The organism is Methylomonas sp. MgM2 (assembly GCF_054172045.1).
This window is the reverse complement of sequence record NZ_JBSYXO010000002.1, coordinates 324,064-330,704: the sequence shown is the minus strand read 5'-3', so window position 1 is coordinate 330,704 and position 6,641 is coordinate 324,064. Positions and strand designations below refer to the sequence as shown.

11 protein-coding genes and 1 riboswitch are annotated in these 6,641 nt (G+C 47.5%); of the genes, 5 read left to right on the top strand and 6 right to left on the bottom strand.

Translation table 11 applies throughout. The features are described from left to right. Positions 1-240: 240 nt before the first annotated feature. The 4 genes from ACW73I_RS03200 to ACW73I_RS03185 form a co-directional block, all read right to left on the bottom strand. Positions 241-477: a DUF2283 domain-containing protein gene (locus ACW73I_RS03200; protein ID WP_458027766.1), complete on the bottom strand. Its 237-nt coding sequence runs from the start codon at positions 475-477 to the stop codon at positions 241-243. A 91-nt stretch (positions 478-568) separates the two neighbouring features. Then, positions 569-838: a hypothetical protein gene (locus tag ACW73I_RS03195; protein ID WP_458027765.1), complete on the bottom strand. Its 270-nt coding sequence runs from the start codon at positions 836-838 to the stop codon at positions 569-571. 44 nt (positions 839-882) lie between these two features. Then, positions 883-1,356, bottom strand: a complete 474-nt coding sequence (locus tag ACW73I_RS03190; RefSeq protein ID WP_458027764.1) for a hypothetical protein — start codon at positions 1,354-1,356, stop codon at positions 883-885. Between the two features lie 42 nt (positions 1,357-1,398). After that, the gene (locus ACW73I_RS03185) at positions 1,399-2,028 is read right to left on the bottom strand and encodes a type IIL restriction-modification enzyme MmeI (RefSeq protein WP_458027763.1); all 630 of its coding nucleotides are present in this window, start codon (positions 2,026-2,028) and stop codon (positions 1,399-1,401) included. Positions 2,029-2,294: 266 nt separating this feature from the next. Between ACW73I_RS03185 and ACW73I_RS03180 the strand changes: the two genes are divergently transcribed. The 4 genes from ACW73I_RS03180 to ACW73I_RS03165 all read left to right on the top strand — a co-directional run bounded on the left by ACW73I_RS03180 (position 2,295) and on the right by ACW73I_RS03165 (position 3,230). Beyond that, entirely contained in the window at positions 2,295-2,522 is a 228-nt protein-coding gene (locus tag ACW73I_RS03180; RefSeq protein ID WP_458027762.1) for a hypothetical protein, read from the top strand. Then, complete coding sequence (locus ACW73I_RS03175) at positions 2,519-2,752, top strand: type II toxin-antitoxin system VapC family toxin (RefSeq protein WP_458027761.1); 234 nt, start codon at positions 2,519-2,521, stop codon at positions 2,750-2,752. The genes ACW73I_RS03180 and ACW73I_RS03175 overlap by 4 nt, the downstream gene beginning before the upstream one ends. After that, a complete protein-coding gene (locus ACW73I_RS03170; protein ID WP_458027760.1) occupies positions 2,743-2,904 on the top strand; it encodes a type II toxin-antitoxin system VapC family toxin in 162 nt (53 codons plus the stop codon). Before ACW73I_RS03175 ends, ACW73I_RS03170 begins: the two co-directional genes overlap by 10 nt. Positions 2,905-2,999: 95 nt before the next feature. Continuing rightward, positions 3,000-3,230, top strand: coding sequence for a DUF1902 domain-containing protein (locus ACW73I_RS03165; RefSeq protein WP_458027759.1), 231 nt, complete (start codon positions 3,000-3,002; stop codon positions 3,228-3,230). A 49-nt stretch (positions 3,231-3,279) separates the two neighbouring features. Here the strand turns inward: ACW73I_RS03165 and ACW73I_RS03160 are convergent, their stop codons facing one another. Both ACW73I_RS03160 and tnpA read right to left on the bottom strand, forming a co-directional pair. Beyond that, positions 3,280-3,519 (bottom strand): transposase, encoded by a 240-nt coding sequence (locus tag ACW73I_RS03160; RefSeq protein WP_458027758.1) that lies wholly within the window; start codon positions 3,517-3,519, stop codon positions 3,280-3,282. A 147-nt stretch (positions 3,520-3,666) separates the two neighbouring features. Next, entirely contained in the window at positions 3,667-4,074 is a 408-nt protein-coding gene (gene tnpA / locus ACW73I_RS03155; RefSeq protein WP_458027757.1) for an IS66-like element accessory protein TnpA, read from the bottom strand. A 1,137-nt stretch (positions 4,075-5,211) separates the two neighbouring features. Beyond that, a riboswitch (cyclic di-GMP riboswitch) is annotated at positions 5,212-5,291 on the top strand. 362 nt (positions 5,292-5,653) lie between these two features. Here tnpA and ACW73I_RS03150 point away from each other — a divergent pair. After that, entirely contained in the window at positions 5,654-6,547 is an 894-nt protein-coding gene (locus tag ACW73I_RS03150) for a hypothetical protein (RefSeq protein ID WP_458027756.1), read from the top strand. The last annotated feature ends 94 nt before the right edge of the window (positions 6,548-6,641 follow it).

The window sequence follows — 6,641 nt, the reverse complement described above, 5'->3', positions numbered from 1 at the left end:
AAGCCTGAGCGCCGTTGCCGTTTGATATGCTCAAGCCACCGCCGCTGAGCAACCGTCAGCGTGGCTTCGGATTGGGGGAATTCTGTCATCGGCAATCTCCTCGTGTTGATTGCCTAACAGTCTCACCGTTTTACACTGCTGTGGCTATATGGGGTTTATGGAGCGTTAACGTTTTTTGAAGTGTTGACTATCCAATTCGGCGGTGATTTGCATGATTTTTTGTCGTTCATCGAAAAACGGCTATGCCGCATGGCGGCCCAGTTGCAATTGCAGCAACTTCGCTTGCGTCGTTTCTAAAATATAGTCACTCAGAAACAAACTGGCGTTTAGTATTTCCACGCCAATTAAATCGCCTTCGGCATCCAGTTCCGCGGTGATATTGGGGCTTAACTCAACGCTCTCAAACTCCTCGCCTTCGCCAATCGCAATATGGATAACATCCTGCTCAGGAAAATAATGCATTTTTGTATTACTCATGAATAAATCTCCCGGTATTGATTCTAAATTTAACTTGTTGGCGGCTGGTGGCGTGAATCGTGACAGGTGTGATCGCAGTATCGTTCTCTTCCTACGCAACCATGACCAAATGCTGATTATGTTCGCCAATCACAATCCGCCGCCCCGTTTCGGTATCAAAATAACGCTCCTGGCCATAACGCACAAGGTGTTCAATGATCGGTAAATCAAACTTGCGCAACTCGGCGCGATAAGCCAAATATTCCGTCACTATGAAGGTTTTCTGTTCCATGATGTGATTTGTCGTAATGCTTGGTTTATGCAACAGAGTATCGGTAAATTTCAGTAGTGCCAGGGGCATCAGTTCGTCGGTGATTTGCATGGTAATTTAAAGCTCGTTTTTAGTTAACAAATTTTCTAATTCACTCAATATCGCTTGTTTTTTTCGATTAACTTATCAAGTTTGCCAGCTTGTGGGTGTTTGTAGGGAGGTTTGTTGTTTAGCGCGCTCCTAATTCTTGCCGCACCTGTAATACCCTTTTCCCGATTTAGCGTTGCCTCAGAAATTAAGATTTGTAGCGCTTGAATCTGACCATTATATTCTTTAAGCAGTTCGGAATATGCACTGATTTTTATCGCGTTATTTTGGATTTCTTCGGCTTTTTTGTTCGCATCTCTTTGAATTTTAATCTCTTCCTGCTGTTGCAAAATGGCAACAATCAAACCAGAAAAAGCCAGCCCAGTAAATAAGACATTAATTACCCCAAAGCTGTCACCGAATTCGCCAGTATTTTCTTTCCATAATAACAGTGCATCCGGAAGTAGAAAAATATAAACGGTTATAACAATTACCGGGAATGACATAATAAAAACATAGAATATGGTACGTTTAATATTCATAATTTTTCATGGATTCTTTTTCAAAACCGCTTCAGATGATTCCTAAACGGAAAGCTTTTGATACAAGCCAAACAAAAACGCCACTCTGGCCGCATCGTCTTTTTTGCCCTTGTAGCCGTAGGCGGCATCGACGGCTTTGTCCAGTTCGGCATGGGCTTTCAGCAATTCAGGTGGCATGGCGAGCGGGTCGTAAAGTTCGGCCAGAAACAGGAAGGGCTCGATGTTTTGCGGAAAATCGGCCAGCTTGATTTCCAGCCTGGGCGCTTTGGTTTGCCGGTCGTAAAGGTGCAAGTTGGCAAAATCGCTGACCAAAATATAGCGCGGCAATTCTTCGTCTTTCAAACCGGGCAAATATTCGGTGGCTTGCACATAGGCCTTGTCCAAATTTTCATTGGCCGATTTCATTTCCACCAGCAATTTGCCCGGCAAGAACGCGTCGATACGGCCGCTTTTGTTGCCGATTTTTTTGACGCGGGTTTGGAAGTCCACCAGACGATAATCGGAAATACCGAACACCCGGCAAAGGTGATTGACGAATTTCTGGTCGAAACCCGATTCGTAGGTTTTATCGGCATATTCCTTGGCGAATTCGGCGGCGCGTTTGCGAATCGTGTTGATGTTGAGCGTTGCGGTCATGGTTTTGTTATTGTTATTGATTTGGTTTTGTTCCATCCGATGAACTGTCCATTACTGGAATACCGAAGTTAGCACCGCAGCTTTAGGTAAAAGCATTTCAAGGTATCTCAATGGCAGACGGTTATGCTAACACATCGTCTTATGAGGACTATGTACTATCCAGCTCTAATTCACCAAAGCATTGGATATATAATCCATTTTGAGATGAAACAGCGTCTTGGATCAAACCATCGCGCAAACTCAAGCCTCCGTCGCCATGCCAAAACAAACGATCATGCCGGAGTGTTTATAGGAGTTCACCCATGCAAGCCATCGAAATATCCGCCGAAATCGATCAACACCATCAAATCCATGTGCAACTGCCGAAAACGGTTAAAGCCCAGAAGGCAAAGGTCATTGTCATGTACGAGGATGAAACGTCAACCGCAGGCACGGGACTAAAACTAGGATTGTTCAAAGGCAAAATTAAAATCAGCGAGGATTTTGACGAACCATTGCCGGATAGTTTTTGGCTGGAAGGTAAGTTATGAAATTATTGCTGGTTACGCACACTTTTCTTTGGCTAAATGATGACGTTGATCGACTCTCCGAAAACGTAAAGTCGATATTTGCCGAGGGTATACACGATTTTTATCTGAGCATCGCGTCTGCTTGGGAAATGCAAATCAAAAATCAATTAGGCAAGCTTGAGTTAAGCGTCACTGTTGAAGAAATGGTCAATAAAACCGCCAAGAGAATGGCATCCGGTTATTGCAGATAGATTTGCCGCATATTGGACAACTTAGCAAGTTACCGCAACACCACAAAGACCCTTTCGACCGCATAATCATTGCCCAGGCAATGCTTGAAAATATGGCGATTGTATCCGTCGATCAGGCCTTTGCTGAATATGAGGTGAGGGTTTACTGGTAAAACTGAAAAAGGCTCTTATCGTTCTGTATTTTTGATGTCGTCGATTTTTCCCCGTGAGTTATATAATCGATAAAAGCGAAAACAAAGGCTCAAACATGCAACCACTAAAAGTCAATGCATCATGGGATTCGGAAGCGGGTGTGTGGGTAGCGACCAGTGATGATGTCGACGGTTTGGCGATTGAAGCCAATACCATCGATGGTTTGCTGGAGCGGCTTAAAATCGTCATCCCTGAATTACTGGAACTCAATCATAAAGAACTGGCGGAACAAGAAATACCGTTCCTGCTCGATGGTTTTACAGCTAGTCGCACCCACCCACACTAATGGGCGATTTTACGCCATTACTTAAAAAGGCGCTCAAAGCCCAAGGCTGTTATTTTGTCCGCCAAGGAAAAGGCGACCACGAAATTTGGTTCAGTCCGATTTCGCAAAAGAATTTTGTCGTCGATGGCTTGCGCTCCGCCCGAACCCAGCGTCCCATCGCGCTTAGCGATACGCCCAAATGATCCGCTGCTTGCTGCTGACTATATCCTTTTTCCAAAACCAGCTTGGCGGCATCTTGTTTGAATTCCAAACTATATTTTGGTCGGTTGTGTTTTTTTTCGTTCGTCATGCTCACCTCTACTAACAGTATAAAGTCTGCTTCTAGAAGTGGCCGGGTTCATTAAACCATTTCACAAGCCTAAGGCTTGTTCGACCAGCAATGCCAAACCATTGATCGCCTTGCGGCCATCGACCGGCTCGCGGTGCAGGTAGACCTTCAATCCGGCGTCGAAACGGAACATGGCAGTTCGGCCAATGCCTTCAAAATCAGCGGCAGGTCGCTGAGTGCAAACCGCGGCAGCGCGAGTTTAACGCCGTTGGGCAACTCCGCGTTGAGTATCGACTCAGCCGATTTTTCAGCGTTTAGCGACTGAACGGGTACAAAAGCCGGCAATGCTAATGAACTGTTCCGACCAGCATGGCCAGTTTCACGGTAATGCCCCATCCACTTGCGCAGCAGATTGGCATTGATACCGTATTCCAGCGCGACCTTGGCTACCGATATACCCGGTTGCAAGCAAACTTCTACCAACTCCCGCTTGGCTTCCGGATCATAAAGGCAACGGCCGTCTCGCCCGTGCCCCACGATTAATGGCCGCGATAATCGCGTATTGAGTTCCTTCATAGGTGTCCACCTTGTGATAAGTGGACACTATCTTCACTCCTTTCGGTCTGCTTATACAGACGCGGTCAAAAGATCGCTTACTTAAGTGTCAACTAGGGGTCGACTGCTGACGACCTTGAAATTCCGCATACACCAAAACGTACACTACTCGAAGCAAAAAACGCCACAATCTGACTCATTGAAACACGTCAAGACTCCTGCTAACCTATTGATTACAGGATGTTTCAGCGTGTTTAATTGAGTTCTAATATTCTCAGATAGGCATTCGGGAGGCAGGGGCCGGAGGTTCGAATCCTCTCACTCCGACCAAATCAAGATTTTGCGTAACGAACCGCGTCGATCCCAGCGATGTACGCAAAAAAAGCCCAACAAATCGAAAACGAAAACCCAAAATGCATTGAAGCCGGCTTGGCAGTTTTGGCGAAGTGGTGTTGGAGTTAATCGAAAAGCACAGCAAAACAAATCGGATAGCCGCCGCAAGCCAACTTGGCATGCGACCGGAAACAATCTGTCAACTTGGCTGAGAAACCGGCCTATCAAAGAAATCAAAGCACCGGAGCCATTAGACCTGCCGCGACGCATCAACACACGCACGGTTGAAACGTCACACCGCGCCATGAAAACGAGCGAATCGGACGGCGGCCGATTGGACTTTTAGCCCCGCTCCCTCCTGAAAAATGCTTAAAGCATTTGCCGATTTCTCGAAATATTTTCACAAATATATTATCTACCAATCAAAAAAATATTATTTCCGAAATCAGCCAAAAAATCCGGCTATCCACAGCGTATTCGGAATGTAGCTGATTGATATAAATAAACATATTGATCGCATCAATTTTCCACGAGCGACGACCCATTACAAGTCTACGCGAAAATTTAGCTACAACCACAATTCTGTAGCTTGACTGTTGTTTCCGAAATATATTACTGTTCACATCGATTCGTTGTGTATATAAATACATAACGGATCATCCATTCACCCGGGTTTTAGCAAAGCGCTTCCTGTTTTTTACATTAAGCCAATCGTTAGCTTGAGGAGATTAACCAACATACCGTCGGCTTGTTAACGCGGAAAGATTAGTTTCGTGCCCGTGAACCAGAGCAAGCAAAAGAAGGTATGCGGTGAGAAGGATGGGAAACTCAAATCGCCACACCAGCCGCAAGGCTGGGCCGGAAAGTCACGGGACTCTTAATTTAGAGTTAGCCGGATTGCCTCTCGGGAGCACGGGAGGGTCTTGATGCCAAGACCATCGGCTCCAATCCGCTGCTGCTTTTCAAGTTAAACCGCTGGAACGATGTTTTTCTGTAGACCGCCTTTCTCGATACCCCACTAATGAAAGACGGAACCAGGCAAATAGCGCCGCCAGGTTAACAAAACAGGCGGCACAGGCAAGTGCTGCCGCATTACGCCGGTGTATGCAAGGACGCATTGGTGCTGATAAATCCAGGCAGGACGCGTCAGCCCAAAACCCCATAAATCCAAGCAGGTGAGGTATGGAATGAAACAGGAGACATCGAATAAACGATAAAGCCGCGTGGAGAGACCAGCCAATTTTTGAACCTTATTACGAGATTAAATATGAACACACCGCATATCAAACAATCTGCATTGGCCGCCGCCATCGGCGCGGCGCTGATGGGACAGTCGGAAATAGCTGCCGCGGTTACACTCAGCGCGGAAGCCGTATCGGACACCTTTCTAACCAGTTACAGTCTGCAAGCGAACTCGAACATGTCCAGTTACGGCGCGATGATGATATCCGCGCCTGTAGCCGACCCCTTGCAAGGGATCAGCGAAGTACGGACCATGGAAAATCTGGTCGCGTACAACACGGCGGCCATCAAATCCGGTTTCGATACCGAATTCGGCGCGGGCAACTGGCATGTCACCGATGTAAAGCTCAAGTGGTACACCAATTTCGACATTGAAGGCGTACCAGCCAATAACAACCAATTCAACGTTCCTCATTCAGGCTACTTCGGTATCTCTTATTTTAGCGACGATAGTTGGTTCAATCCGGCAAGCGCCGGAGCCACCGGTTTGACCAACTCTGACCTGACCTGGAATTCGGTTTACGGCGCCGGCGGCGCCTACGAAAATCTGTTTGCCGGCCAACAGTCCGCCGGAACCTTCTTCTATCCGACCGGCACCGTCAACGGTACCACCGATTGTTACTCCGTGCCCGATTCCTGTGCGCCCCGCTTCTGGGAGCTGAGCACGACTTCCGGCGTGATCGGCGACATTCTGGCCGGCGACTACTTGTCCTTCCACGGTTACGCGGCCGACGACCAAGTCGTCTATCTGGTCAACCAGCTCACCAAGCCCGGCGCCCATCCGCAAATCTTCATCAGTGCCGAAGCCGGGCCGGCACCGGTGCCGCTACCCAGTGCCGCCTGGCTGTTCCTAGGCGCCTTGATGTCTGTTTTGGGTATCTCAAAACAACGCGGATTGCCCGACGGTCCGTCGGTTTAAGACTCCTTCATGCAAAACAGAGCTACCGTCATGTACCCCGTTCCGGATGCTCAAAACATAACGGCCTCTTGCCATCGGCAGCCTGTATGCTGTG

Bases quoted from the DNA above. Each gene is read 5' to 3' on its own strand.
- ACW73I_RS03200 (WP_458027766.1), bottom strand. From the start codon at position 477: ATGAGTAATACAAAAATGCATTATTTTCCTGAGCAGGATGTTATCCAT.
- ACW73I_RS03195 (WP_458027765.1), bottom strand. From the start codon at position 838: ATGCAAATCACCGACGAACTGATGCCCCTGGCACTACTGAAATTTACC.
- ACW73I_RS03190 (WP_458027764.1), bottom strand. From the start codon at position 1,356: ATGAATATTAAACGTACCATATTCTATGTTTTTATTATGTCATTCCCG.
- ACW73I_RS03185 (WP_458027763.1), bottom strand. From the start codon at position 2,028: ATGGAACAAAACCAAATCAATAACAATAACAAAACCATGACCGCAACG.
- ACW73I_RS03180 (WP_458027762.1), top strand. From the start codon at position 2,295: ATGCAAGCCATCGAAATATCCGCCGAAATCGATCAACACCATCAAATC.
- ACW73I_RS03175 (WP_458027761.1), top strand. From the start codon at position 2,519: ATGAAATTATTGCTGGTTACGCACACTTTTCTTTGGCTAAATGATGAC.
- ACW73I_RS03165 (WP_458027759.1), top strand. From the start codon at position 3,000: ATGCAACCACTAAAAGTCAATGCATCATGGGATTCGGAAGCGGGTGTG.
- ACW73I_RS03160 (WP_458027758.1), bottom strand. From the start codon at position 3,519: ATGACGAACGAAAAAAAACACAACCGACCAAAATATAGTTTGGAATTC.
- tnpA (WP_458027757.1), bottom strand. From the start codon at position 4,074: ATGAAGGAACTCAATACGCGATTATCGCGGCCATTAATCGTGGGGCAC.
- ACW73I_RS03150 (WP_458027756.1), top strand. From the start codon at position 5,654: ATGAACACACCGCATATCAAACAATCTGCATTGGCCGCCGCCATCGGC.